Origin of the sequence: Nocardioides immobilis (assembly GCF_003515065.1) — a bacterium.
Classification (GTDB): domain Bacteria; phylum Actinomycetota; class Actinomycetes; order Propionibacteriales; family Nocardioidaceae; genus Nocardioides; species Nocardioides immobilis.
This window is the reverse complement of the sequence record NZ_QXGH01000028.1, coordinates 58,193-81,674: the sequence shown is the minus strand read 5'-3', so window position 1 is coordinate 81,674 and position 23,482 is coordinate 58,193. Positions and strand designations below refer to the sequence as shown.

Sequence of the window (23,482 nt, the reverse complement as noted above, 5' to 3'; positions counted from 1 at the left end):
TTCTCCCTCAGGTCAGGGTCAAGTGCTGGCCGGCGGCCTGCTGCAGGACGCCGTCGATGGCGTTGCGGGCGATGTCGTGGGCAACCCGTTGGGCAACGCTGGCCCCGGTGCCGCCGAGCCGTACGTCGGCGTGCCAGCTGACCTGCGTCGCAGTCGCGGTGGGCTGGTAGCTGATCTCGAGCGTCACGTCGACCCGGTGCTGCCCGCGGGTGCCGCGGACGAGGACCCGCGAGGAGGACTCGTCGGCGCGGTCGGTGGCGATGGTGGTCGTCAGCGGAATCGCCCCGAGCGGAGTGGCCGCCGTGAAGATCGCCCGGATGTGCCCGTGCGCGTCCACGGCGACATCGCGCAAGGAGGTCACCTGCTCCAGCTGCCGTGGTTCCGTGCTCAGCCTCGCGAGCTGAGCCGGGCTGGCCTGGGTGGTGAACGTGCCTGACAGCTTCATCGCAGAACCCTCACGGTTGATTCGGTGCCACCGTTGAGCAGGCCGAGGATCCGCTCCGGCGGGTTGAACGACTCGAGGACGACGCCACCGTCCCCGCCGACCGCGTCCTGGATGGCGGCCGCGATCGCGTGCAGTGGTGCGCCACCGCCTTCGCCCATTCCCTTCGCGCCGATCGGGGTGAACGGAGACGGGCTCACCACGCTGTCGTAGCGAAGCGACGGGAGATCCAGGGCGGTGGCCGCGTGGTAGTCGTAGAAGTTGGCGGCCAGCAGCTGCCCGTCGTCGTCGTACGCGAAGTGCTCGAACAGGGCGGCGGAGATGCCGTGCACGGTGGCTCCGTGCACCTGGCCCTGGATGATCATCGGGTTGATCGGTGTCCCGCAGTCGTCGACCATCCCGTAGCGAAGGATCTTGACCTCGCCGGTCTCCTCGTCGATCTCCAGGACGCACGCATGGATCTGCGAGGCGTAGGTGAGGGTGAGGTTGCCCCGCTTCCTCTCCAGGTCGGGGATCTCGAACGGTGCGCGATACACGGCCCGCCCGACCAGCCCGACCTCGTCGGCGACCTCCGCCGGCAGGTCGGCCGGGGAGAAGTGCACGATGCCCGCCACCGCCGCGAAGGGCAGCGCCCGTTCCGGGTCTCCGAGGACCAGGGCGTGGCCGCCCTCCAGGACGATCTCCTCCGGCGTCGCCCCGAGGATGCTGGCCGCGACCAGCTGGATCTCGCGGACGAGCTTGCGGGTGGCGTTGAGGATCGCGCCGATCCCGGTGACCGCGAACTGGGAGGCGTAGGACCCCGAGAACCCGGTCTGCGCGGAGAGCGCGGAGTCCGAGCCGCGGTGCGTGATGATCTCGTCGGGAGTGAGTCCGAGCATGTCGGCGACCACCTGGGCCACGGTCGTCTCGTGGCCCTGGCCGAACGCCACCCCGCCGGTGACGGTGTACACGCTGCCGTCGACCCCCATCCGGACCAGCCCTCCCTCGGTGTTCCCGCTGAAGGGGAGGAACTGGTTGATCAGACGCGCCTGGCCGAAGTTGTTCGTGCCTGAGTCGAGGGTGGAACCGATGCCGATGCCGATCCGCTTGCCGGTTCCGGCGCTCTCGCGCTGGAGCCGCCGGGCGTCGTCGTACTCGATCAGGTCGAGTGCCTTCTCGAGGGAGAGCGGCAGGTTGCCGGAGTCGTAGACACATCCGTTGACGGTCTCGTACGGGTACTGCTCCGGCTGGACGTAGTTCTGGAGCCGGAACTGCACCGGGTCGAAGCCGAGACGGTGGGCGGCGATGTCCATCATCCGCTCGACCAGCCACATGTGCTGGAGACGCGAGTACCCGCGGTTCGGGTGGACCGGCCCCTTGTTGGTGTAGATCGACCGGTAGTGCACCTTGAGGTGCTGCAGCTGGTAGCAGGCGTTGGCCACCTGGGTCCAGATCACCGCCCCGAGGGGCTCGTACCGGGTGTAGGCGCCGACGTCGTCGAGCGCGTCGTAGCTGAGCCCGAGGACCCGGCCCTCCGACGTCACCGCCATCTTCACGTTGTGGAACCAGCGTTCGTTCCCGTGCCCGCCCATCCAGTGGTGCTCGGTGCGGGTCTCGGTCCAGCGCATCGGCCGGCCGAGCTTGCGGGACAGCAGAGCCACCGCGGTTGCGGGCACGTACATCCCGATCTTGACGCCGAAGGAGCCGCCGAAGTCCTTGGAGACGATCCGGATCTTCTCGGCCGGGTGGCGCATGGCAGCGGCCATCATCAGGGTGGTGATCTGCGGCATCGCGCAGCCACCGATCAGGTTGAACGTGTCGATGCCGGCGTCGTAGCTCACGGTGACCACCGAGCACTCGAGCGGGGTGGAGGAGAAGCGGTGGAAGTGCAGTTCGTCGACCTCGATGACGTGGTCCGCCGACTTGAGCGCAGCGTCGATGTCGCCCCAGTCGTAGACACCGTCCCACGCGACGTTCGAACCGATCTCGTCGTGGACCTGGGGGGCCTCCGGCTCGACGGCGCGGCGCGCGTCGACGACGTGGGGAAGCGGCTCGTAGTCGACGACGACTGTTGCCGCGACATCGCGAGCCGCCTGGCGGGACGTTCCGGCGACGGCCACGACGGGCTCGCCCACGAACCGGACCTTGCCGCCGGCGGCCAGGCACTTGTCCACCTCGGCGTCCGCCGGAGCGGGCTGCAGCTCCATGAACCCGTCGGTCAGCACGTCGACCTCGTCAGGGAGCAGGCAGCCGAGGTATCCGGGCAGGGACTCGGCGGCCGAGACGTCGATGTCGAGGATCCGGGCGTGGGCGTAGGGCGAGCGGACGAAGACGACGTGGCCGAGGTGGGCGATCGGCGTGTCGTCGCCGAACTCGCCCTGCGCCTTGAGCAGACGGTCGTCCTCCTTGCGGGGCACGGTCTTCCCGGTCCAGGTGGAGGTGGCGGTGTCCTGCATCGTCATGACGCCACCTCCTCCGCGGCGCCGTGCGGCTTCTCCACGTCGTGGCCGGCTGCGGCCCGGACGGCACGGACGATGTTCTCGTAGCCGGTGCACCGGCAGATGTTGCCCTTCAGGCCACGGCGCACCGAGTGCTCGGTGATCTCCTCGCCGGACTCGAGAAGGTCGGTGGCGGTCATCAGCATCCCCGAGGTGCAGTAGCCGCACTGGAGCCCGTGGTGCTCCTTGAAGCACGCCTGCAGGTCGTTGAGCGACCCGTCGTCATGGGCGAGCGAAGCCGCGGTCTCGACGCGGGTGTCGTCGGCCTGTGCCGCGAGCACCATGCACGACTTCACCAGGAGCCCGTCCCAGCGGATCGTGCAGGCGCCGCAGTTGCCGGTGTCGCACCCGATCTTGGGTCCGCGCTTGTCGAGGTCGTCGCGCAGCCAGTGCACGAGCAGCGTCCGTGAGCTCACCTGCCCGGTCTCGAGCCGGCCGTCCACGGTGACCGAGATGGGCAGCATCTCGTCCTGGGGCTGGGTCATGAGGGTGTTCCCTTCGCGAGGTCGCGCAGCGCGCGACGCAGCTGGACCTTGGACATCTGGCGGCGGTAGTCCGCCGAGCAGTGGACGTCACCGACGGTCTCGATCGACTCGCGGTCGAAGGCCTCGGCAGCTGCGCCGTCCAGGTCGCCTCCCGTGGGCAGGCCGACGAGTGCACGTTCGACGAGCCGGAGCCTCTGCGGCGAGCCGAGGACGGCCCCGACCACGACCCGGGAGGCAACCACCACTCCGTTGTCGTCGTCGATGCGCACCACCGCGCGAGCCATCGCCCACGAGTCCGCACCGACCTGGAGGTGGCGGTGCACGAGCCGGGCTCCCCGGGGTAGCGGAGGGATCTCGATGCTCACCAGCAGCTCACCGTTGCCCAGGGCGGTCGTCATCGTCCCGACGAAGAAGTCGTCGGCGTCGATCGTCCGGGTTCCCTCGGGTCCGAGCACGGTGAAGCGAGCACCGAGCGCGACCAGAAGTGGCGGGAAGTTGTTCGTCGGATCGTTGAGGCAGACGTTGCCCCCGATGGTTCCGCGGTTGCGTACCTGCCGGTCGACCAGGCCGGCGGCCATGGATGCGACGGACGGGGCGGTGAGGCGGACGTCGGTGGAGGCCGCGAGGGCGGCGTACGTCGTCGCGGCGCCGATGGTGAGCGTCCGGTCGGGAGAGACCGCGATCGAACGCAGCTCGTCGAGACGGTGGATGTCGACCAGTGCGGTGGGTGCGACCAGGTCGAGCTTCAGCGCGTTGACCAGGGTCTGGCCCCCGGCCAGGACGATGGCGCCGTCGATGTGCGTCAGCCAGTGCACGGCGTCGCCGACGGAGCCGGGCCGCAGGTAGCGGAGGGGTGGCAGGATCATCGGAGCCTCGGTTCGGGTCGTTGGGTCAGACGTCGGGGTGCTTCGTGGCGAGGTGGTAGAACCCCGAGTGGAAGACCAGAGGCTCGCCGCCGGGGGCGTCGTACCGCTCGACCTCGCCGAGCATGATCACGTGGTCACCGGCCTCGTACGTCGCGACCGTCCGGCACTGGAAGCTGGCCACGGTCCCGTCCAGCACCGGGACTCCGGAGAGCCCGTCCGTGACGGGAGCGCCGGCGAACTTGTCCGCCGTCGGCGTCGCGAACTGCCGGGAGAGGTGGTGCTGGTCGGACGCCAGGACGTTGACGGCGAAGTGGCCGGCGGCGGCGAAGTCGTCGAGGCTGGGTGAGTCCTTCTTCGGGCACCACAGCACGAGCGGGGGGTCGAGGGAGACCGAGGTGAAGGAGTTCGCGGTCATCCCGATCCGCTGGCCGTCCTGGCCCCGGCAGGTCACCACGGTCACACCGGTGGCGTACTGGCCGAGGGCCTGGCGCATCGCGCGGGGGTCGAACGACGTCGACTCCTGGGCGCGCCGTTCCGAGACGAACCGCTCGGCGGAGCCGGCGTCGTACCACCAGGGAAAGAAGGTCCGCGGGTCGTCGAACCCGTTGGCGAGGGTCGCCGCGATGCCGGGGACCTCGGCTGCTGCCGCGAGGAGGTCCGCCACGTGCTGCTGTGGCGGCGCGAGGAGGGAGTTCGTCCAGGCGACGACCCACTGGGCCCAACCGCGCCAGTAGTTCTCGAACGTCCGGGACATCCACCCGGCTGTGAACTCGTGGGCGCCGTGGCCGGTGATGCTGTCGAGGTAGAACGAAGCCGCCTTGGCGGCGTTGTTGGAGCCCTGGCCGGTGAGTGGGTCGTTCAGCACGACCGCGTCGGCGAGCCCGAGGACCTTCGCGCCGGAGGGGAGGCTGGCGACCGGCCGCCGCACGGTGGGGGTGAGCCGTCCGCGCAGGACGCCGCCGTCGTCGGTCAGGGCGACCTCAGCGCAGCGGTCGGCTTCGTCGGGGAAGTGCTTGGTGAGGATCTCGAGGGAGCGGGAGAGGTGCTCCTCGGGGGTGCGGACGTCGTCCCAGCAGTCCATCGGACCGCCGGGGACTCCTTCGAAGACCATGATCTCGCAGGGACCGGTGGTAGTGAGCGCAGGGAACACGAAGTACTCGCCGACGCCGGGCGCAACGTTGAACGAGACGGCGGGCCCGGCCTCGCGTGGGGACATGCCGGTGACGTAGGTGAGTGCCAGGACTCGCTGCGGCTGGTCGTACGGCGAGCGCTCGGCGTCGCGGGGGAACAGCCGGCCGAGCTCGCCCTTGCCGGTGGACACGATGACGAGGTCGTGGGTGCGAGCCAGGTCCTCGAGGTCCGCGACAGTCGCCGACCGGAGCACGAGGTTGCCGCCCCGGTCAGCGAACAGCTCGATCCAGCCGGCGACCTTCACCCGCTGGTCGGCCGACTGTGCGTAGCCGTCGAGCTTCGCGGTCCAGGCGTATCGGTCGCCTTCGTCTCCGTGGAGCGCGAAGCTGATCTGCTCCACGTTGGGGCAGGCCTCCTCCCACAGGTCGAGGCCGAGGTCGCGCTCCGTCTGCAGTGCGGTCTCGAACATGCACTGGCTCGACATGACCGAGCCGTTGCGGATGTCGGCCGGTGTGCGGTCGCTGACCAGGGTGACGGCGTACCCGCGCTCGAGGAGTCCGAGGGCGAGCTGGGTGCCGGCCTGGCCTGCGCCGACGATGGCGATCTTGCGCATCGGAACTCCTCTAGGGCTGGCGTGGTGTTCAGCGGGTGACGTCGGCGAGGTACTGGGCCGCCTTCTCCGGGTCCATGAACCACTCGAAGAAGTCGCGCGGGTCGTCGAAGCCGTTGGCGAACCTCGACGCGATCGCCGGGTGGCTCGCGGCCGCGCCGAAGAGCTCCAGGACGTGCGGCGGCGGAGGCATCAGCAGGGCGTTGGTCCAGGCTGCGACGTACTGGGCGTAGTCGTAGTAGTTCTCGAACGTCGCCTGCATGAAGGCCTGGTCGTACGGTCGGTCGCCGTGCTCGAGGATGCTGGTCAGGTAGGAACGAGCGCACTTGCTGGCGTTGTTCGAGCCCTGACCGGTGATCGGGTCGTTGAGGACGACCACGTCGGCGATGCCGAGGACGGCGCGCCCGGAGGGGAGGACGGCCACCGGCTTGCGCACGGTGGGCGGGAACCGTCCGGCGAGTACGCCGTTCGCGTCGGTCAGCTCCACGTTGCGAGCGCGATCGGCCTCCCACGGCAGGAAGGTGTCGAGCAGCTCCTTGGAGAGCGCGAGGTGCTCCTGCGGGCTGGTGACGTCGCCGAAGCGATCCATCGGACCACCCGGGATGCCTTCGAACACCATGATCTCGCAGGGGCCGGTGGTGGTGAGTGCCGGGAAGACGAAGTACTCCCCGACCCCGGGGATGAGGTTGAACGAGACCGCGGAGTGCTCCTCGCGAGGAGTCAGCCCGTTGACGTAGGTCAGGGCGAGCGCGCGCTGCGGCTTGTCGAACTGCGACCGGTCGGCGTCGCGCTCGAAGAGCCGGGCGACGTCGCCCTTGCCGGCCGCGACGATGACGAGGTCGCTGTCGGTCGCGTACCGCTCGAGGTCCTCGACCCCGGCGTCGACGAGGTCGACCTTCCCGCCGCGGTTCTCGAGCTCGGCGATCCAGCGGGGCATCTTCACCCGCTGGTCGACCGAGCTGGCAGGAGCGTCGAGACGGGCCGCCCACGAGAAGGCGATGCCGCCCTCGGGGTTCGGGACCGTCAGCCCGACGCCCTCGACCGGGGGACACTTGTCTCCCCAGAAGTCCAGCCCGAGCGACCGTTCGTGGCTGAGCGCGGTGTCGAACATGCACTGGCTCGACATGACCTTGCCGTCGCGGATCTGGTCACCGGTGCGGTTGGTGATGAGGGTGACGTCGTAGCCGTTCTCGAGCAGGCCGAGACCCAGCTGGAGCCCGGCCTGGCCGGCGCCGACGATGGTGATCTTGCGCATTGCTTCTCCTTGGTGAAGTTCTGGGGATCTACGCGGTGAGCTGCGCAATGGCGGGGACTGCCTGCTCGGGGCCCATGGCGGAGTAGCCGCCGTCCACGGCCCAGTCGGCGCCGGTGACGAACGACGCGTCGTCCGAGCACAGGAACAGCACGACCGATGCCATTTCCTCGGGATCGCCGACGCGTCCGAGCAGGTGGAACGGGGCGGCCACCCGGTCGGTCTTGGGTCGGTCCCCGCCGCTCAGGTCGTCCATGACCTTCGACCAGGTCCATCCCGGGGAGACGGAGTTGACCCGGATGTTGTCGCCCGCCAGGTCCATCGCCATGTTGCGGGTGACCTGGACCAGCGCGGCCTTGCTGACCGGGTAGAGCCAGCGACCCGTCTGCGCGACCTTGGCGGAGATCGAGGTGAAGTTCACGATCGCGCCGCCACCTTGGGCGACGAAGTGCGGGTGGACCGCCTTGGCCATGGCGACCGCGCTGACCACGTTGACGTCCAGGGTCTGCAGCCACTCGGCCCGGCTGGAGTCGAAACCGTTGTCGACGTAGGAGCAGGCCAGGTTCACCAGGTAGTGCACCCCGCCGAAGCGCTCGACGGCCTGCGCGACGCACGCCTCGACAGCGACGTCGTCGGTGATGTCGGTGCGGACGAAGAGGACCGCGTCGCCGATGTCGACGGCGAGCTTCTCGCCGGCTTCCTCGTCGATGTCTGCGACCACGACGTTGGCGCCGGCGGCTGCGAACGCCCGGACCAGTCCCTGGCCGATCAGCGTTGCTCCACCGGTGACGATCGCGGTCTTGCCGGACAATCCGTTCATTGCTCCTCCGTGGGAAGCTCTGGGAGTACCGTGGTCAGGAACGCTAGGCTCGCCGGGAAGCTGTTGCTATCCGTGAGACGCGGGTGCTATCCACTTACCGCCGACGGTCGACAAAGCAGGATTGGTGCGGGATGGGAGTACCCCTCGAGGCGCGGGCGGCCTTCCACACACGAGACGTGGACCAGGCCCGGGAGCTGGTCGCTCGCGCGTTCTGCTCGCACCGGCTCGAGCTGCTCGACGGCTCCCAGATCGACGTACGACAGAACTCCGCCGGGCTTGCGAACCTGTCGCTGCACTACCTCGACTACGGCGCCGACGTCCGGATCAGCCCGGAGCCGCTGCAGTCGTTCTTCCTCGTCCAGATCCCGCTCGCCGGTGTCGCCGAAGCCACGTCCGGCGGCGTCGACGTCGTCTCCACACCGCAGCTGGCCACGGTGCTGAGCCCGCACGAGCCGGTGTCGATGCGCTGGACATCCGGTACGCCGCACCTGTGCGTGCGCATCGACCGCGAGGCGCTCGAGACCAAGATGTCGCGGATGATCGGCAGGAGCCTGAAGGATCCGCTGACGTTCGAGCTCGGACTGCCGATGGACACGCCGTCGGCGATCTCGATGCGGCACTTCGTCGACATGCTGCGCTTCGAGCTCGAGACGGACAACGGCCTGTCGGAGCAGCCGCTGATCGTGGGTCAGCTCGAGGACCTGCTGATGACGTCCCTCCTGCTGAGCGCGCCGCACAACTACACCGAGCGCCTCAACGGCGACCACTCCGAGGCCGCGCCGCGGACGGTGCGTCGTGCGATGGAGATCATCGAGGACCACGCGCACGAGCCGCTCACGGTGGAGGACATCGCCGAGGCGGTGGGGACCAGCGTGCGGGCCCTGCAGTCGGGGTTCCGCAACCACGTGGGGTCGTCACCGATGGGCTACCTGCGCGACGTACGGCTGGACCTGGTGCACAAGGCGCTGGTCTCAGCAGACCCGGGCGCAGGCGTGACGGTGACCGACGTGGCTCTGGCAAAGGGCTTCATGCACCTCGGTCGGTTCGCCCAGGCCTACCGCGAGAAGTACGGCGTCTCGCCGTCGACGACGCTGCGGAGCTGACCGCGGGTTCCGGCCGTGGTCCGGCGGGTCAGGTCAGCTTGACCTTCGCGACGCGGTTCCTCAGGGTCCCCAGTCCGCTCACGCGGGTGATGACCTCGGAGCCGTCGGTGAGGAACACCTGCGGCTCCCGGGCGTTGCCGATCCCGCTCGGGGTGCCGGTCAGGATGACATCGCCGGCGCGGAGGGTCATGCCCCAGGAGAGCTCGGCGATGATCTGCTCGAAGGAGAAGGCGACCTGCGCGGTGGACGCGTCCTGCAGCACTCGGCCGTCGACCTCGCACTCGATCTGCAGCGCGTAGGGGTCTTCGATCTCGTCGGCCGTTGTGATCCACGGGCCGAGAGGCATGGTCTGGTCGATGCTCTTGCCCTTGAGCCACTGGCCGCCGTGCTGGCGTTGGAGGTCGCGCTGGCTGACGTCGTTGGCCACGCAGTACCCGAACACGTGGTCCATGGCGTGCTCGGGCGGGATCGAACGACCGTCCCGGCCGATCACGATGGCAACCTCGGCTTCGTAGTCCCACTTCTGCGAGAGGTCGGGGTCGTAGGCGATGTCGTCATACGGTCCGATGACCGTGTCGGGGCCCTTGGTGAAGAAGGTGGGATGGGTGGGCCGGCCGTCCGGGTCCTGTCCTTCCCGCTTGCCCCGGGACTCCTCGAAGTGGTCCCAGTAGTTCCAGCCGGTGCACAGGATGTCCCGGTTGAACCGGCTCAGCGGTGAGGTCAGTCGCGCTTCGCCGAGCGGAACGGCCTCGGCCGTCGCGAGCCCTGCTCGGACCGCCTCGAGGGCGCCGGGGTACCCCCGGACGACGGCGTCCACGTCCGGCCCGGAGGCGAGGACGGAGACGATCCCGGCCTGTACGTCGACGACCCCGAGGCGTCGGGTCCCTGACTGGATGACGCTGGCCAGCTTCACGGCGTCTGCCCATCCAGGATGGCGATCGCGTTGATCTCGATGAGGTAGTCCTTGGAGACGAACTTCGACACCTCGACCATGGTCGAGGCGGGGGGCTCGCTGGTGAAGTACTGACGGCGTACCTCGTGGATGGCGTCGAAGTCCTCCATGTTGCGGACGTAGACGTCGACCCGGCAGATGTCGCTGAGGGTGCCGCCTGCCGCCTCGACGGCGGCCTTCAGGTTCTGGCAGACCTGGTGTGTCTGCGCGGTGATGTTGCCGACCCCGGTGATGCCGCCGTCCTTGTTGCGGGCGGTCATTCCCGAGATGAAGACCATGCGGCCGCGGGACTCCACGACCGTCGCCTGCGAGAAGTGGCCGTTGGGGGTGGCCAGCTCGGGTGAGATGACGTTGTGCTTCGACATGAGAGCTCCTCTGTTTTCCGGTGTTCGTGGCAGCTGGACGTCAGTGGGCGTCTGCCGGGTCGGAGTACCAGTCCGGTTGCGTGGGGTAATGGGGCCCGTCGTAGATCTCGACGAGGACCGACTCCTCCTCGGCGAGGGTCGGGCCGTGCAGGCATCCCTTGGGGTTCCAGTAGAAGGAGCCCTCGGTCAGGACGAGGCCGGTCGGCACGTAGCGGTAGCGGCCCTGCAGGCAGAACATGAACTGGTTGGACGCGTGCGAGTGGCGAAGGGGGATCCCCGCGCCCTTCTCGAACCGCACGAGCGCGATCGAGGCGCCCGTCGCTTCGTCCCGCCAGAGCATCTTGTGGGACAGACCCGCGAGGGTCTTGTCCACCCAGCCGAGGTCGTCGGTCTGCACCAGGATCTCGCGGAACCGTCCGAGGACCTTGCCGTCGGGCTGGGCGAGATCGGCCTCTCGGGACCGGTCCGGGGCAGTGCCCGAGTAGTCGGCAGGCTCGGAGAGGTTGTTCGCCCACTCCTCGGGTGAGACGTCGTCCGGTCGCGTGATCGCCGTCATCGAGCACCCTCGGCGCCGTCGTGGCGGTGGGCGGCGCCCTCGCCGAGGTACTTGAGCTCGATCAGCCGGGATCGGTAGGTGGTCTGGCCATGGTTGGTCAGCTTGTGCACCTCGCCCGGCTCGCGGTAGACGATGCCGCCGACGGGTTCGTGGATCAGTCGGGGCTCGCCGCCGGCGAGCGCGTCGATCCGGTTGTCGGCGGCCGCGATGGCGATGACGACGTACGGGTTGAGGTGCTGGTGCCAGGTCTGCTGCTCGCCCGGTTCGAGGCTGATCTCCCAGATGCGGACCTGGTCGTTCTCGAACACGATCTCCTGGCCGACCGGCCCGAGCTCGACGGGGGACCCGTCCGGGCCGACTGTGACGTTCGAACTCATGGTTGTCTCCTTCGTTCAGTCCCGCGCAGCGGGTGCGCTACGGGGTGTGTCCGGTGATGCGCTGGTAGATGGCGGCGATGGCGCTGGTGTTGTCGGCGCCGGTTGCGATGGCCGCCACGTGGGCGTCGGGCCGTAGCAGGACGACCGAGTCGTCCGGTACGCCGAGTCGACGGCGCAGCCGCTCCGCCGGGTCGAAGAGCCCTCGGTCCCGCAGGCCTGAGTCGTGGGGGACGTCCCACCGGCTGACGACGTAGTGCTGGAGCGCGGCCGTCGGCGCCGGGATCTCCGGACGGCGCCGGGCGTCGGTGAAGTGGAGCGCGACGAACGAGTCGCGGCACAGGTCGTGCAGGTGCACCTGCCCCTCGGGTCCGAACACGGGGAGGTCGGGCGCCCGGTCTCCTGGTCGCACCGCCGTCGGTACGTCGCCGGTCTTGACCATGTTCCAGTCGCCGGTCCCGTCGACGTCGAGCTGCACGCCCAGGAGCGCCCGGGTGAAGGCGTTGCCCCAGTTGCCGTCGGTCATGGCCTCGACGGCGTCGCCGCGACCGGACATGTAGGCACGTGCCGCCTCCGCCATCTGGCCCGACCCGCGGATGGCGACCGGAGCCTGCTCCCGCTCGTAGCCGTCGAGCAGGGTCTCGTCGGCCCAGCCGCGGAGGACCCACGCGAGGCGCCACGGCAGGTTGGAGGCGTCCAGGACGCCGGTGTTGAGGCCCAGCGCCCACATCGGGGTGATCAGGTGCGCGGCGTCGCCCATCAGGAAGACCCGGCCGTCGCGCCATTTGCTGGCTACCCGCTGGTGCACCGGGTAGATGTTCGTGCCGAGGATCTCGATGTCGCTGACCTCGCCGATGAAGCGCAGGGCCTTGTCCCGCAGCTCCTCGCGGCTCGGCTCGGGCTCGCCCGGGGGGAGGGGGTAGAGGAACCGCCAGCAGTGCGGCTGACGGACCAGGATCATCCACTCGGAGGGGTCGGAGAAGTAGGCGAGGTAGGGGTAGTCGCGCGGGTTGCCGACGTCGAGGTCGACCTCGAGGTCGACGAGCATGTAGCGCTCTTCGAGCGTGGTGCCCTCGACGACGATCCCGAGCTGCTCGCGGATCTGCGACCGGCCTCCGTCACAGGCCAGCAGGTACCGCGCCTTGACGGTCCGCTCGCCGTCCGGTGCGTCGAGGCGGAGCTCCACGTGGTCGGCGCGCTGGGCGAACTTGGTCAGGCGGTGGCCCATGTGCAGCGCTCCGGGCGCCCGCTCCTCCAGGGTGGCGCGGAGCACCGGCTCGAGGTGGTGCTGCGGGATGTTGATGACGAACGGGAACCTGGTGTCCTCGGTCAGGTCGCCGGTCCGGACGCTGAGGGTCGGCGCGTTCGTCACCCGGTCGATCTCACCGATCTCGTCGACCCGCAAGGACGCCTGGAGGACGTCGTCGAGGGCGTCGTACCGGTTGAGGACCTCGAGGGTGCGGGTGAGGACCGTGCCGGCCTTGGTGTCCAGGGACAGGCGGTCGTCCTCCTCGAACACCACGAAGGGGATGCCGTAGTAGGCCAGCCCGAGCGCGGTGATGAGGCCGATGGGGCCGGCACCCACGATGGCGACGGGCAGCTCCTCGGCGGGGAGCAGGGATTCCTCGGCGTGGTTCATGGCTACTCCTTCGGGAACGCACGGTCGCGGGTGAGCGTCGAGCCGGTCATGGTGGCGGCCTCGGACAGCAGGAACAGGAGCGGCCCGACCACGTCGTCGGGACTGCCGATGCCGGTGGTCGTGGACCAGTGGTCGCGCTCCCGCCCGTCCGGGTTGGCGTCCCGGAACTGAGCCGTGTCGATCACACCGGGGAAGACGGTGTTGACCCGCACCCGGTGTTGGGCGACCTCGGCCGCGAGCGACTTGGCGTAGGCGACCAGGGCCCCCTTGCTCGCGGCGTAGGCGGCGGCCTGGGCGCGGCCCGCGAGGGCGAGGCCGGAGGCGAAGACGAGGATCGCCCCGCTCCGCCGCTCGACCAGGTGCGGCAGCACGGCCTGGCAGCACCAGACGACGCCGTCGAGGTTGACGGCCATCACCTGGCGCCACAGGTCGGGCGACGTGTCCATGACGTCGACTCGTGGCTGGACGGCCGCGCCCGCCACCAACGCGTCGATGCGCCCGTGACGCGCGGCCACGTCGTCGACGGCGTCGCGCACCGCCGTCGCGTCGGAGACGTCGACGTGGTGCACCTCGACGCGCGGGTGCTCGGCCAGGTCCGGGGCCGGCACGACGTCGAGCACGACGGCGGTGCCGCCCAGGTCGGCGTACGCGCGGGCCAGGGCGGCTCCGATGCCCCGCGCCCCGCCGGTGACGATCAGCACCTCGCCCGAGGCGTCGAACTGTGCCTTCATGCTGACCTCCTGGTACGACGCGGCAGGCGTGACCTTCGCGCGATGATCGACTGGGCTACGAGGTGTCCGGATGCTCCGCCGAGTCCGGGACCGGGATGGGTCGACGAGCCGATGTGCCACAGCCCGGGGACACTCGTGCGGTGCGAGCCCGACGAGGGAAGCGGTCGCCAGTGGAAGTTCTGGTCGAGCTCCGCGGCGCCGCCGTACGGGTCACCGTGGACCGCGTTCGGGTTGTGCGCCTCCAGGTCCACGGGGGTGACCACGTCGACCGCGCGGAGCTTCTGGTCCAGGTCCGGCGCGTGCTGGGCGATCCGAGCAAGGACGCGGTTCGCGAACTGGTGGGCGAGCTGCTTCGTCCATCCGTCGCTGGTGTCGAGCTCGCCGGCCGCGTCACCGTGCGGCGCGTACGGCACCTCCTGCAGCTGGATCCACAGCGACGCCGCGCCCTCGGGGACCCGGCTCGGGTCGACGACGTACTGCTGTCCGACGACCACGGTCGGAAGACTCGGCAACAGGTCGGCTTCTGCCTGGGCGCACGCGATCCCGGTGCTCGAGGAGCCGTCGGAGAGATGGATCAACGGGGTCGATGACAGTCGTGCGTCGTTCCAGGACAGTGGCGCACTGAGGGCGACGTGGATCTGCATCGCGCCGCGCCCGTACCGGTAGCTGTTGGCGTCGTCCGCGACCGGCTCCCGCACCAGCGGGTCTCCCTCGAGCAGGCTCCCGTAGAGCGCCTGCGGGGTGACCGAGGCGAGTACGGCGTGCCGCGCGCGCAGCAGCCGACCGGCGGCGATGACGCCCACGGCTCGCCCGTCCTCCGTCACCACGGTCTCCGCCTCCGCGCCGGTGATGACGCGGACCCCGAGCTCGTCGAGGAGCCGGCGGAACGCGTCCACGAACCGGCCGCTGCCGCCGGTCACCACGGGCAGGCCGAAGCCGTGCATCGTGGCCGCCATCACCGGGAGCATGAAGCCGCCGGATGCCTGGTCGGGGGAGAGCCCGGCGTGCAGGAGCCACGGGGTCCACAGGTGGTCCACCTCGGTCCCGTCGAAGGAGCGCCGGCAGTACGCCCGACCGCTGGACACCAGGTCCCGTGCCCAGGTGGAGCCGCCCTTGAGCCCGGTCCGGCGGAGGACCTTGAGACCGTGCCGAAGGGCAGCGGGGGAGCGGAGCTCGGTGCCCAGGAGGGCGCCGACCTGCTCGGCGTTGTCCACGAACCGCCCGAGTGCTGACAGGTAGGTGACGCGGTCGCGTTCGTGGGTGAACCCGGCTGCGGTTGCCACAGGGTCACGGTGCGCGACCACGACGCGGCCGTCGTCGGCGACGCTGGCCGTGACGAACCCGTCGGTGTTGCTGTACTCGAGGCCGTGCCGGTGGAGGTCGTCGCCGAGCGCCGCATAGGCCGGACCGGCGAGGAAGAGCGGGTGCCACGAGGAGTAGGTGTCGTGGATGTAGCCGGGGATCGTGCGCGCCTCGGAGGCCACGAAGCCGCCGATCTCGTCGTTGCGCTCGACGACGGTCACCGACCGGCCCGCACGCGCGAGCTCAGCGGCGGCGACGAGTCCGTTGATCCCGCTGCCGATGACGATGACGTCCGACGTGCTGGCGCGAGTCATGACGGGCTCGCCTGGGCAGCCGGCACGAGGTCGCCGGCGGTGGAATCGAGCGGGGGCAGGACCAGCCCGAGGCGCTCGGCGGTGTCCCTGAGCGCGAGGAGGACACTGGCGTCGACGTCGATGCCGTTGGCCTCCGCGAGCGCAGCGCGCTCTGCTTCCAGCTGGCCGGGGAGGAGGAGGCGGTCGACGCCGGGTGCCTTCGCTGACGAGACGACATCGGCGGTGAGGTCGGCGGCTCTGCTCAGGAACGCCTCGCGATCGCCGAACTTCGCCACGTCGATGGCGAGGAAGAAATGGGCGCAGTCGTTCGGGACCGAGGTGTCGGCGTACAGGCCTTGGACGCCCTTGCCGAAGGATCCGCCCGAGAGCAGGCCGGTGAGTACGTCGATCACCAGCGCGAGTCCGTAGCCCTTGTGGCCGGCCATGGGCAGGAGCAGACCTGCGATGGCCTCGGTGGGGTCGGTCGTGGGCGCGCCGGCCGCGTCAGTGGCCCAGGTCGGCGGGATTGCTCGACCTTCCTGTGCGGCCAGCCGGATCTTGCCCAGAGCGGCCTCGGACAGGGCCATGTCGAGGAGGACCGGGGCGTGACCGGCCACCGGGACGGCGACGGCGAGTGGGTTGTTGCCCACCACTGCCTCGGCGCCGCCGGGTGCCGGCATCAGGGGGCGGGTGTTGGCCGCGGCGATGCCGATGCACCCGGCCCCCGCTGCGGCCTCGACGTAGCGGAAGGCGCCGCCGAAGTGGAAGGCCCGGCGGACGACAACCGCGCCCACCCCGTGCTGCGCTGCCTTCGCCACTGCGATCGTCATGGCTTGGTCGCCGCTGAGCTGTCCGAAGGCGTGGTGAGCGTCGAGCACGGCCATGGCGCCCGCGTCCACGACGACCTCGGCCGCGTCACGAGGACTGACGGACCCCGCGAGGAGCCGGTCGACGTACATCGGGACCAGGAGCGCGCCGTGCGAGGTGATCCCTCGCATGTCGGCGGCGACGAGCGATCCGGCGACGGTCCCGGCCGCCTTCGTGGACAGGCCTGCCTCGGTGAAGATCGAGGTGACGGCCGACCGGAGCCAGCTCGGGGCCACAGTGACGCGATCGCTCATGGGTGCTCCTCCAGGGCCCGACCCTGCGCTCGGAAGAATGTGGGTGGCGACAACGGTCGCTGAGAGCGGAGTCGCGTGCGATCCGTCGAGCGCAGCGGCTATCCGTTTCACGCGCGGTGCCGGGTCAGCTCGCGCGTTCCCACTCGCGGGCCTGGGACTCCAGCCGGGCGAGGTCGGCGCGAAGCGCCGCGGCGGCGGCCCGGTGACCGTCGACGCTCGGCGGGCAGACGCGCCAGTAGGGGACGCGCGCTGCCTCGTTGGCTGCGAGCTCCTCCTCGTGCCGCGCGAGGCGCACGAGCTCACGGCACAGGGCCGTCATGAGCTCCGGGGACTTCGCTGACTCTTGCTGGGTGCTCATGTCGACCTCCAGGCGACTCGTGGTGTGTTCATCCACAGTCACCCGGTGGGGCTTCGGCCGCGATCCGGGAAACGACCGGGATATCCAGATCCCGCTGGGAGCCGGCCCTGAGCACGCCGACCTAGATTTGTTGGCTTGCCGGCCCGTCGCTCCAGATCGCCAGCTTGGAGCCGAGGTTGTCCGGCTCGTCGGGCCGGACCGTCTTCGGCGGTGCCTGGATCGTGGAGTCGTAGTAGAGCGTTCCGTAGAAGTCGTGCACCTGCCACTTGTCGTAGGCCTGGCGGAAGTCCGGCGACGACTACCAGCGGACCATCGACAAGCTGCCCTTCCGCAAGGTCACCCCCGATCGCGCAGCCGGTGACATCCTGGCCGGCGTCCAGCGCAACCAGTTGTTCATCACCTTTCCCCGCTACAACCGGGATGATCTGGCGGCTCTACCGGCTGATGCCGTCAGTGATGACCGCCGTGATGAACCGAAGAAAGGCTCCCGATGACCATCGTCTCCGGTCCGGTCGTCCAGCTCTGCTGGGTGGTCGACGACATCGAAGCCGCCGAGGGCTTCCACAGCGAGCACTTCGGCGTGGGGAAGTGGACGCGGATGCCCGACGTCCGGTTCGGGCCCGAGGAGGCGACCTACCGCGGAGCGCCGGCCGACTTCACCGCCCACGTCTCGCTGGCGTACGCCGGCGACCTGCAGCTCGAGCTGATCCAGCCCGTCTCGGGAGAGTCGATCTACACCGAGTTCCTCGACCGGACCGGCGCCGGGCGGTCGTGGTCCCACGGCGGGCTGCACCACCTCTGCTTCGAGACCGACGACCTCGCCGCCGCCGTCGAGCGCGCGCACGCGGCCGGTCTCGAGATCGTCCAGCAGGGCGTGATGGCAGGCGGCCTGATGTCCTTCGCGTACGTCGACGGCGCGCGCTGGGGTGCGCCGTACGTCGAGATCGTGGAGCTGACCGACGACATGCGGGCGTTCTTCGCCGCGATCAGGACGGGGCGCGCGGGATGAGCGGCCTCGAGCGCGAGGACGGCGACTGGCTCGTCAGCTCGATCGAGCCCTTCTGACCCGCTCAGGCCGGGCGGATCGGTCGGACCTCGGCCACAGCCACGTCCGCATCCTTGACGATCCGCTGGATCTTCGCGTTGCGCTCGATGCGACGATCGAGCAGCGGGTTGATCACGCCGCGCAGCACGGAGTACGCCGACCAGCGCTGGGGCGTGATGATCCTGGGGGCGCGGGACTCGATGCCGTCGACGACGGCCTTGCCGGCCTGCGCCGGGGTGAGGCGTCGGCGCAGGAACGAGGGGAACGTCGCCTCGAAGCGCTGGGCGATGGAGCTCCCGAACCCCTCCCGGACCATGGCGGTGTCGACGAACCCGAAGTAGGCCACGCTCGCCGATGCGCCGTGGAGTGCGAGCTCGCCGCGCAGGGCCCGGCCGAGCTGCTCGACCGCCGACTTGGACATCGCGTACGGCGCCACCATGACACCGTTCACGAAGGCGTAGACCGAGGCAACGACGACGACCTGGCCCTGGTTCTCGATGATCTGGGGGAGCGCGGCGTGCACGGTGCGGTACACGCCCAGGACGTTGACGTCCAGGACCTTCTCGAAGAGGGCGGGCTCCATCACCCGCACGGTGGCGAGCTCGGGCGCGATGCCCGCGTTCGCCATCACGATGTCGAGCCGGCCGAAGGTCTCCACCGTCCGGGCGACCGCCTCCTCCATCGCCGTCGGGTCGGTGACGTCGGCGCCGATGCCGATCGCGCGGTCACCGAGCTGCTTGGCCGCGAGAACAGTGGCCTCGGCGTCGAGGTCGACGAGGACGACGCTCGCGCCGCGTTCGTAGAGGTCCTGAGCGGTCGCGAAGCCGATGCCGCGAGCGGCGCCGGTCACGAGAGCGACCTTGTCGTTGACTGAGTAGCGGTGCATCATCGGGCCAGCTTTCGGTGGGAGGTCCCTGCGTCTGCGTGCTGCGCAAGGGTCGGTTGTCGGGTGAGGAAGTCGATCTGGTCGGCGAGGATCTGCCGCTGCCAGTCGCCGTCGTAGACGTCGAAGTGGTCGACGGGGTAGGTGCGCACCTCGGCGTACCGCCCCGCCTTGCGGGCTGCGGCCCGGGCCGCTGATGGTGGCGCCACCGCGTCGTTCTCGCCGACCTGGACAAGCATCGGCGTCCGGACCCGGGATGCCGCGCGGGTCGGCCGGTTGAAGGCGACCTCGAGGGCAGCGCGTGCGCACACCTCGTTGCGCCAGGTCGGACCCGCCATGGCCTGACAGCCCTCGACAGCACCGGGCGCGGTGATCATCGCGGTCGTCCCCGGTGCGCCGACGATCGGCAGGTGGTGGGGCGCGCGGCGCAGGACCGCGCGGACGGCGTCACGCAGGCCGTGGGCCACCAAGGGGACGAGCATGAGCGGGTGACGCCGCGCGATCGCCAGGAGCGCCGCGCCGCCGTCCATCGCTGGCGTCAACGCGAGGATCGCGGCGGTCCGACCGTCGCGAACGGCGACGGGGACCACGTGACCGCCTGAGTACGACGTGCCCCACAGGACGATTCGCCCCGGGTCGACGCCAGGAAGGGCACGGGCAGCGGCGATGGCTGCGTGGTAGTCGGCCCGCTGATGACGGTAGGAGACCCGCTGGCGGGGCGTGCCGTCCGACGCGCCGAACCCGCGGTAGTCGAACAGCACCACGTCGAGGCCGGCGGCTGCGAAGCCTTCGGCGTACGCCAGCAGGCCGGTGTCCCGGGTGCCGCCGAAACCGTGGGCCATCACGACGCACGGTCGGCCACCGTCGGTGGCGAAGGTGTCAGTGCGTCCGGGGAGATGCCACGCTGCGCAGCGCGAGCCGCTGCTGGGGAAGTGGATCTCGTGGTGGGTGCTCATGGGGAAGAGCGTCGCTGCACACCGACGGCGGCGTCTTGGCCCGGGGCGACAGGTTTTTGGCCTAGTCCGACACGCTGCGCGCGCGGGGGAGGCCCGCCCGGTACTCGCGCGGCGTCATCCCGAACCAGCGCTGGCAGGCGCGGTTGAGGCTGCTCTGCTCGGCGAACCCGAGCATGCCGGTGATCTGACCCAGGTAGAGGCGCGGCTCGGACAGGTAGCGCACGGCCTGCTTGCGGCGCTCGTCGTCGACGATGTCCTGGCAGCGGGTCCCTTCCTCTGCCAGCCGTCGCTGGAGACTGCGCGGGTGCATCGCCAGCTCGTCGGCGATCGCCTCGGTCGTGGCCTGGCCGACCGGCAGCAGGCGTCGGCTCAGAGCCGCCACCTGGTCGGCGAAGGTGGCGTCGTGGGGGAGGAACTCGGTCTCCAGGTACCTGGTCCCGATCCTGCGCGTCTCCTGGTCGGCGTTGTCGATCGGCTTGTCCGCCAGGCCGGCTGGGAGATGGAACTCGCACCTCGGCTGACCGAACAGCACCGGGCAGCCGAGCACCTCCTCGTAGGCGGAGTCCGGACCGAGCTGCTGGTGCATGAACGAGACGGCTGCCAGGTGCGCGTCGGGTCCTGCGAGCAGGCCGACGACGCGGGAGAAGTTGGCCGTGCTCAGCTCATAGGCCTGGCGGAGGTCGGGCAGGCCGCGTTCGGTGATCTCGTAGTTGAACGTCATGTCCGAACCGCCGCTCGGCTCGGCGACCTCGAGCTTGAGCGCGGGCGAGTGGACGTACAGGAACCTGGCGACCGCCGTCAGCGCGTCGCGGACGGTCTGGGCGTTGCGGGCGATCACCGCGACCGGACCCAGGATGTCGAGGCCCTGCCAGCGGGACAGCCTGAGCCCGAAGTCAGGGCAGTCGAGGTCGACAGCCGTCGACTCCACGAGGCGCGCGCCCGACCGGAAGTCGATGAAGGCGTCGGACTGCTGCTCGATGCTCACCGGCAGCTGGAACCGCGACAGCAGCTGCTCGGGGTCGCCGCCCAGCTCCCGCACCAGGTCGGAGTAGCCCCACAGGTTCGTGGCGCGGATCAAGCTGGCCATGCGACGGCCCTATGTCGCATGAAGCCAAAAACGTGTCGCACGACGCCAAGACTAGCGGAGCCCTGCCCGGTCATTGTCGTTCCATGACGACCCCACACTTCGACGTCCTCATCATCGGTGCCGGCCTCTCCGGCATCGGCACCGCGTGCCAGGTGACCCACCAGCATCCGGGGAAGTCCATCGCGATCCTGGAGCGCCGGGAGCGCCTCGGCGGCACCTGGGACCTCTTCAGGTACCCGGGCATCCGGTCGGACGCCGACATGTTCTCCTTCGGCTACGAGTTCCGGCCGTGGCAGGACCTGCAGGTGCTCGGCGACGGCGCGTCGATCCGCCAGTACATCGCCGACACGGCGACCGAGTACGGCATCGACGAGAAGATCCACTACGGCCTGCAGATCGTGAGTGCCGACTGGTCCAGCGCGGACAGTCGATGGACCCTCACCGCGCTGCGCGAGGCCACAGGCGAGACCGTCACCTACACCTGTGGCTTCCTGATCAGCTGCACCGGCTACTACGACTACGACGCCGGCTACCTCCCCGACTTCCCGGGCGCCGAGCAGTTCGGCGGTCAGATCGTCCACCCGCAGGACTGGCCGGAGGACCTGGACTACGCCGGCAAGAAGGTGGTCGTCATCGGCAGCGGTGCGACTGCCGTCACCCTGATCCCGTCGATGGCGGAGGAGGCGGGCCACGTCACGATGCTGCAGCGCTCGCCGTCGTACGTGTTCTCGATCCCGGCGAGGGACGACATCTCGAAGGTCCTGCGCCGCGTGCTGCCCGACCGGCAGGTCTATGCGTTCGCCCGGTGGCGCAACATCGCCATCCAGCGTGGCATGTACGTCGCCAGTCGGCGGTTCCCCAGGACGATGCGCTCGTTCCTCCTGGGCCACGTGAAGCGCAGGGTCGGCCCCGCTGTCGACATGAGCCACTTCACGCCGACGTACATGCCCTGGGACGAGCGCCTGTGCGCGGTCCCGGACGCGGACCTCTTCAAGGCGCTGCGGTCCGGCGCCGCCTCGGTCGTGACCGACCACATCGAGACGTTCACCGAGACCGGCATCCTGCTCAGGTCCGGCCAGACGCTCGAGGCGGACATCGTCGTGACCGCCACGGGACTCCAGGTGCAGATGCTCGGGGGCATGCAGCTCTCTGTCGACGGCATGGCCCACGAGCTGCAGCAGAAGATGACCTACAAGGGCGTGCTCGTCGAGGACATCCCGAACCTGGCCTGGATCTTCGGCTACACGAACGCACCGTGGACGCTGAAGTCCGACATCGCGGGCAAGTACCTGTGCCGGTTGTTCCAGCACATGGACGACAACGGGCACCAGGTGGCCACGCCGCGGGACGCCGATGACTCTGCCCTGGACATGGGCATGCTCGACGACCTCCAATCCGGATACGTGCAGCGGGCCAAGGACACGCTCCCGCGGCAGGGCTCGCGGAATCCGTGGAAGGTGCTCATGAACTACAAGCAGGACTCGAGGCTGTTGCTCGAGGAGCCCGTCGTCGACGGCCTCCTGCACTTCGAGGCGCCCGTCCCCAGCAACGCTGTGGCCTGATCGGGTAGACTGAACTTAATTCAAGTCAAGCGTGGCGGGTGCGGTGGGAGGAAGCCTGATGACCGACTGGACGGCACCCGGTGCCCATGTCGTCGCCGACGGCGTGTTCCGGGTCCCGCTCGGCATGCCGGGTGACGGCCTGCACGCGATCAACGTCTATGCATTGGAGACCACCGACGGACTGGCCCTGATCGACGGCGGGTGGCGCACTCCCACCAGCTTCGACGAGCTTGCATCGGCCCTCCGCGGCGTCGCCCACGACGTGGCGGCCATCCACGACGTCTACGTCACCCACGTCCATCGCGACCACTACACCCTGGCGGTGGAGCTGCGGCGACGGTTCGGGACCCGCGTCCACCTGGGGCGCGACGAGGCCCCCGGGTTGCACGAGCTCCTCGAGATCGGCAGCAACGTGCCGGTCACCTCCCTCCGGCAGCTCCGCAGGTCCGGCGATGCCGGGCTCGCGGCGGCGATCGAGGTCATGGCGGCCGGGGAGGAGTTCGACGCTGAGGGATGGGAGAAGCCCGACGTCTGGCTCGAACCGGGGCAGTACGCCGTCGGCGGGCGCGCCTTGGAGGCGGTGGCAACCCCGGGCCACACGAAGGGGCACCTCGTCTACCACGACCTGGATGCGGGACTCCTCTTCGCCGGGGACCACCTGCTGCCGACGATCTCCCCGTCGATCGGGTTCGAGCTCGGCGAATGGGACTCGCCGCTCGCGAGCTACCTGCGCTCGTTGGAGCTCGTCCTGCAGCGGCCCGACGCCAGGATGCTCCCCGCCCATGGGGCGCCCGGATCCAGCGCCCACGCAAGAGCAGCCGAGCTCCTCGAGCACCACGACGTGCGCCTGGCGGAAACCGTGCGGGCGCTCGACGCGAGGGGCACGGCGACCGCGTCGGACGTCGCCCGGGTGCTGACGTGGACGCGCCGCCGGCGGTCGTACGACGACCTCGACGACTTCAACAAGATGATCGCCACCTGCGAGACCATCGCCCATCTCGACGTCCTCGTCGAGCGCGGCGAAGCGCAGGTCGTCCACGATCCCGACGGTGCCCTCTTCTCCGCGGCATGA

General features: G+C 69.8%; 24 protein-coding genes. 4 read left to right on the top strand and 20 right to left on the bottom strand.

Going from position 1 to position 23,482, the window contains the following annotated elements; all coding sequences use genetic code 11:
* Nucleotides 1-7: 7 nt before the first annotated feature.
* Genes D0Z08_RS22240 through D0Z08_RS22210 form a run of 7 tightly spaced genes read right to left on the bottom strand, consistent with a single transcriptional unit; the run spans nucleotide 8 to nucleotide 8,083 of the window.
* Nucleotides 8-445: an SRPBCC domain-containing protein gene (locus tag D0Z08_RS22240; protein WP_118927466.1), complete on the bottom strand. Its 438-nt coding sequence runs from the start codon at nucleotides 443-445 to the stop codon at nucleotides 8-10.
* A complete protein-coding gene (locus tag D0Z08_RS22235; RefSeq protein ID WP_118927465.1) occupies nucleotides 442-2,883 on the bottom strand; it encodes a xanthine dehydrogenase family protein molybdopterin-binding subunit in 2,442 nt (813 codons plus the stop codon). Before D0Z08_RS22235 ends, D0Z08_RS22240 begins: the two co-directional genes overlap by 4 nt.
* On the bottom strand, nucleotides 2,880-3,404 hold the full coding sequence (locus tag D0Z08_RS22230; RefSeq protein WP_245994300.1) for a (2Fe-2S)-binding protein: 525 nt from the start codon (nucleotides 3,402-3,404) through the stop codon (nucleotides 2,880-2,882). The genes D0Z08_RS22235 and D0Z08_RS22230 overlap by 4 nt, the downstream gene beginning before the upstream one ends.
* Nucleotides 3,401-4,270 carry an FAD binding domain-containing protein gene (locus D0Z08_RS22225; protein ID WP_118927464.1) on the bottom strand — a complete coding sequence of 290 codons (870 nt, stop codon included), beginning with the start codon at nucleotides 4,268-4,270 and terminating at the stop codon, nucleotides 3,401-3,403. Before D0Z08_RS22225 ends, D0Z08_RS22230 begins: the two co-directional genes overlap by 4 nt.
* Nucleotides 4,271-4,295: 25 nt before the next feature.
* The gene (locus D0Z08_RS22220) at nucleotides 4,296-6,014 is read right to left on the bottom strand and encodes a styrene monooxygenase/indole monooxygenase family protein (RefSeq protein WP_118927463.1); all 1,719 of its coding nucleotides are present in this window, start codon (nucleotides 6,012-6,014) and stop codon (nucleotides 4,296-4,298) included.
* A 28-nt stretch (nucleotides 6,015-6,042) separates the two neighbouring features.
* The gene (locus tag D0Z08_RS22215) at nucleotides 6,043-7,266 is read right to left on the bottom strand and encodes a styrene monooxygenase/indole monooxygenase family protein (protein ID WP_118927462.1); all 1,224 of its coding nucleotides are present in this window, start codon (nucleotides 7,264-7,266) and stop codon (nucleotides 6,043-6,045) included.
* Nucleotides 7,267-7,294: 28 nt separating this feature from the next.
* Nucleotides 7,295-8,083 (bottom strand): SDR family oxidoreductase, encoded by a 789-nt coding sequence (locus D0Z08_RS22210; protein WP_118927461.1) that lies wholly within the window; start codon nucleotides 8,081-8,083, stop codon nucleotides 7,295-7,297.
* Nucleotides 8,084-8,214: 131 nt separating this feature from the next.
* Between D0Z08_RS22210 and D0Z08_RS22205 the strand changes: the two genes are divergently transcribed.
* Nucleotides 8,215-9,186, top strand: a complete 972-nt coding sequence (locus tag D0Z08_RS22205) for an AraC family transcriptional regulator (RefSeq protein WP_118927460.1) — start codon at nucleotides 8,215-8,217, stop codon at nucleotides 9,184-9,186.
* Between the two features lie 28 nt (nucleotides 9,187-9,214).
* Here the strand turns inward: D0Z08_RS22205 and D0Z08_RS22200 are convergent, their stop codons facing one another.
* The 10 genes from D0Z08_RS22200 to D0Z08_RS32285 form a co-directional block, all read right to left on the bottom strand.
* A complete protein-coding gene (locus D0Z08_RS22200) occupies nucleotides 9,215-10,099 on the bottom strand; it encodes a fumarylacetoacetate hydrolase family protein (protein WP_118927459.1) in 885 nt (294 codons plus the stop codon).
* Nucleotides 10,096-10,503, bottom strand: coding sequence for a RidA family protein (locus tag D0Z08_RS22195; protein WP_118927458.1), 408 nt, complete (start codon nucleotides 10,501-10,503; stop codon nucleotides 10,096-10,098). Before D0Z08_RS22195 ends, D0Z08_RS22200 begins: the two co-directional genes overlap by 4 nt.
* A gap of 40 nt (nucleotides 10,504-10,543) precedes the next feature.
* Complete coding sequence (locus D0Z08_RS22190; RefSeq protein WP_118927457.1) at nucleotides 10,544-11,059, bottom strand: cupin domain-containing protein; 516 nt, start codon at nucleotides 11,057-11,059, stop codon at nucleotides 10,544-10,546.
* Nucleotides 11,056-11,436, bottom strand: coding sequence for a cupin domain-containing protein (locus D0Z08_RS22185; RefSeq protein ID WP_118927456.1), 381 nt, complete (start codon nucleotides 11,434-11,436; stop codon nucleotides 11,056-11,058). Before D0Z08_RS22185 ends, D0Z08_RS22190 begins: the two co-directional genes overlap by 4 nt.
* A gap of 37 nt (nucleotides 11,437-11,473) precedes the next feature.
* The gene (locus tag D0Z08_RS22180) at nucleotides 11,474-13,072 is read right to left on the bottom strand and encodes an FAD-dependent monooxygenase (protein ID WP_118927455.1); all 1,599 of its coding nucleotides are present in this window, start codon (nucleotides 13,070-13,072) and stop codon (nucleotides 11,474-11,476) included.
* Between the two features lie 2 nt (nucleotides 13,073-13,074).
* Nucleotides 13,075-13,803, bottom strand: coding sequence for an SDR family NAD(P)-dependent oxidoreductase (locus D0Z08_RS22175; protein WP_118927454.1), 729 nt, complete (start codon nucleotides 13,801-13,803; stop codon nucleotides 13,075-13,077).
* On the bottom strand, nucleotides 13,800-15,419 hold the full coding sequence (locus D0Z08_RS22170; RefSeq protein ID WP_118927453.1) for a phytoene desaturase family protein: 1,620 nt from the start codon (nucleotides 15,417-15,419) through the stop codon (nucleotides 13,800-13,802). The genes D0Z08_RS22175 and D0Z08_RS22170 overlap by 4 nt, the downstream gene beginning before the upstream one ends.
* Nucleotides 15,416-16,519, bottom strand: coding sequence for an Ldh family oxidoreductase (locus D0Z08_RS22165; RefSeq protein ID WP_118927452.1), 1,104 nt, complete (start codon nucleotides 16,517-16,519; stop codon nucleotides 15,416-15,418). The genes D0Z08_RS22170 and D0Z08_RS22165 overlap by 4 nt, the downstream gene beginning before the upstream one ends.
* A gap of 124 nt (nucleotides 16,520-16,643) precedes the next feature.
* Complete coding sequence (locus D0Z08_RS22160; RefSeq protein ID WP_147381503.1) at nucleotides 16,644-16,877, bottom strand: hypothetical protein; 234 nt, start codon at nucleotides 16,875-16,877, stop codon at nucleotides 16,644-16,646.
* A gap of 121 nt (nucleotides 16,878-16,998) precedes the next feature.
* Nucleotides 16,999-17,136, bottom strand: a complete 138-nt coding sequence (locus D0Z08_RS32285; RefSeq protein WP_182481431.1) for a hypothetical protein — start codon at nucleotides 17,134-17,136, stop codon at nucleotides 16,999-17,001.
* Nucleotides 17,137-17,367: 231 nt separating this feature from the next.
* Here D0Z08_RS32285 and D0Z08_RS22155 point away from each other — a divergent pair, with 231 nt between their 5' ends.
* Nucleotides 17,368-17,886 (top strand): VOC family protein, encoded by a 519-nt coding sequence (locus tag D0Z08_RS22155; protein WP_118927450.1) that lies wholly within the window; start codon nucleotides 17,368-17,370, stop codon nucleotides 17,884-17,886.
* 61 nt (nucleotides 17,887-17,947) lie between these two features.
* Here the strand turns inward: D0Z08_RS22155 and D0Z08_RS22150 are convergent, their stop codons facing one another.
* The 3 genes from D0Z08_RS22150 to D0Z08_RS22140 all read right to left on the bottom strand — a co-directional run bounded on the left by D0Z08_RS22150 (nucleotide 17,948) and on the right by D0Z08_RS22140 (nucleotide 20,848).
* The gene (locus D0Z08_RS22150; protein ID WP_245994299.1) at nucleotides 17,948-18,811 is read right to left on the bottom strand and encodes a short-chain dehydrogenase/reductase; all 864 of its coding nucleotides are present in this window, start codon (nucleotides 18,809-18,811) and stop codon (nucleotides 17,948-17,950) included.
* Entirely contained in the window at nucleotides 18,808-19,761 is a 954-nt protein-coding gene (locus D0Z08_RS22145) for an alpha/beta hydrolase (protein WP_118927449.1), read from the bottom strand. Before D0Z08_RS22145 ends, D0Z08_RS22150 begins: the two co-directional genes overlap by 4 nt.
* A gap of 61 nt (nucleotides 19,762-19,822) precedes the next feature.
* Nucleotides 19,823-20,848 carry an AraC family transcriptional regulator gene (locus tag D0Z08_RS22140; protein ID WP_118927448.1) on the bottom strand — a complete coding sequence of 342 codons (1,026 nt, stop codon included), beginning with the start codon at nucleotides 20,846-20,848 and terminating at the stop codon, nucleotides 19,823-19,825.
* Between the two features lie 83 nt (nucleotides 20,849-20,931).
* Between D0Z08_RS22140 and D0Z08_RS22135 the strand changes: the two genes are divergently transcribed.
* A complete protein-coding gene (locus tag D0Z08_RS22135; protein ID WP_118927447.1) occupies nucleotides 20,932-22,410 on the top strand; it encodes a flavin-containing monooxygenase in 1,479 nt (492 codons plus the stop codon).
* Between the two features lie 58 nt (nucleotides 22,411-22,468).
* Nucleotides 22,469-23,482 (top strand): MBL fold metallo-hydrolase, encoded by a 1,014-nt coding sequence (locus D0Z08_RS22130; RefSeq protein WP_220454295.1) that lies wholly within the window; start codon nucleotides 22,469-22,471, stop codon nucleotides 23,480-23,482.